The sequence below is a fragment of the Companilactobacillus halodurans genome (genome assembly GCF_009600985.1).
In the GTDB taxonomy this organism is placed as follows: Bacteria; Bacillota; Bacilli; order Lactobacillales; family Lactobacillaceae; genus Companilactobacillus; species Companilactobacillus halodurans.
The window spans coordinates 1-1866 of the sequence record NZ_VDFP01000084.1 but is presented as its reverse complement, the minus strand read 5'-3'; the positions used below and the strand labels follow the sequence as shown (position 1 = coordinate 1866).

At 33.0% G+C, this 1866-nt stretch carries 3 protein-coding genes; all 3 read left to right on the top strand.

What is annotated here, in order from left to right; genetic code table 11:
* Positions 1 to 189 (top strand): plasmid mobilization relaxosome protein MobC (mobC, locus tag FHL06_RS12585; RefSeq protein WP_153386927.1); only part of this gene is annotated, 189 nt, incomplete at its 5' end.
* 168 nt (positions 190 to 357) lie between these two features.
* Positions 358 to 1329, top strand: a complete 972-nt coding sequence (locus FHL06_RS12580; RefSeq protein ID WP_153386925.1) for a relaxase/mobilization nuclease domain-containing protein — start codon at positions 358 to 360, stop codon at positions 1327 to 1329.
* A 31-nt stretch (positions 1330 to 1360) separates the two neighbouring features.
* Positions 1361 to 1846 carry a DUF334 domain-containing protein gene (locus FHL06_RS15040; RefSeq protein ID WP_153386923.1) on the top strand — a complete coding sequence of 162 codons (486 nt, stop codon included), beginning with the start codon at positions 1361 to 1363 and terminating at the stop codon, positions 1844 to 1846.
* Positions 1847 to 1866 lie beyond the last annotated feature (20 nt).

Genomic DNA, 1866 nt, shown 5'->3' with positions numbered 1-1866 from the left:
AAAGAGACGCGACAATCGATGGCCAAAGATTTAAGTAAAATGGGTGCGAACGTAAATCAGACTGCTAAGTGGTTTAATCAAAATAGCGAGAGTGCCAAAAACTTACCCGAGCATAAGTATGATGATTTAATTAAGCAATTTGATGGATTTAAAAAGGAGTTGAATGAGATATGGCAAAGCCTAAATTAAGGCTCTATTTTAATATTTTAGTAGTGATTATATTCATAGCTTATTTAAGTTTAGTAATATTCACTAACATTCCTGATGTTAAATGGTCTATTGGTTTTTTTCTAATTATAATGTGTATCTATATTGTTAGAGATATAAAAGCTCCAAAACAAAAAAGAAGTGATAGTAATGGCAACGACTAAATTAGGAAATACTAAATCAGCAAGTCGAGCAATCAATTACGCAGAAAAGCGAGCAGAAAAAAAGAGTGGTTTGAATTGCGATGTAGATTACGCTAAATCAGCTTTTAAAGCCACACGATCTTTATATGGCAAAGAAGATGGTATTCAAGCACATACGATTATCCAATCATTCAAACCGAACGAAGTAACGCCAGAACAATGTAATCAAATCGGTTTAGAATTAGCCGAAAAAATAGCACCCAATCATCAAGTCGCAGTTTATACGCATACAGACAAAGAACACTATCATAACCATATTGTGATTAATTCTGTTGATTTAGAAACGGGTAATAAATATCAAAGTAATAAAAAGCAACGTGAATTAGTAAAACAAGCCAATGACACTCTCTGTCGTGAACATGGTTTATCAGTTCCCGAAAAACAAAGAGAAACACGCTACACACAGGCCGAATATGAAATTGGAAAAGAGGCTAAAAAAGGTAAGAAACCAATACCTTGGAAAGAAGAAATTCGTATGGTTATTGATCAAACACAAGCAACGAATTATGAAGAATTAAATCAAGATTTATTACAGAACGGTATGAAAATTGAGCGTATAACTGAAAAAACAATTACCTACAAACATCTTGAAGAAGATAAAAAAGTACGTGGTAGTAAACTGGGCGAAAAATATGATAAAGGGGGCTTAGAACATGGGTATGATGGACGAATTAGAAGAAAAGAGCAATCCAGAGAACAAGAAAATACTAGAGAAACTGGACCAGATAGAAAAGCAACTCAAGCAGAATGGGACAAATTCGCAAACAACACCAGAAAACTTGAACACGATAGACGAAGTTCTGAAGCAGCAAGACTTGCTCATGAGAAATCTATCCGAGATAAAAAAGAACGAGAAAGAGAGAGAGAACAGGCACAACGAACTTCTAAAAAGTCTAGAGGATTCGACCTCGAACTTTGATGAATCAACACATGCTACAAAAGATAATTTTATGAATGTAGCAAGAAGTTATTTAAGAAAATTAGATACAGACAACCAAAAACAAGACTTTAAGCAAGCATTTGATGAAAAATTTAAAGATATAGATAAACAAGCAAGTGATTTATTTGAGCATTATAAAAAACATAATAAACAAGCGAGAAAAGAAACGATAGAATACAAGAAAACAATCACAGATCGATTAGATAAAAACGATATGATTGTTGAGAATTTAAATAAATCTTTAGATATTATGACGAAAGGCGTTGTATCTTTATTTTTTGTTGTCGCAATCATTGCTTTGGTTTCGTTGGTAACGGGACCGATTAGTAACTTTTTTGGCATTTCGCAAGGCTACGATTTTATTAATCATGAAATAGCGACAAAAGAAAGTACTTGGAGATATTTATGGGGGATTTTATATGTCTTACCATATGTTTTTTTCGGTTTTCTTATACACGGGGTTTTAAAAGCATTTAACGCCATAAGGTGGAAATGATGTATAAATCATCATAATCA

Bases quoted from the DNA above. Each gene is read 5' to 3' on its own strand.
- FHL06_RS12580 (WP_153386925.1), top strand. From the start codon at position 358: ATGGCAACGACTAAATTAGGAAATACTAAATCAGCAAGTCGAGCAATC.
- FHL06_RS15040 (WP_153386923.1), top strand. From the start codon at position 1,361: ATGAATGTAGCAAGAAGTTATTTAAGAAAATTAGATACAGACAACCAA.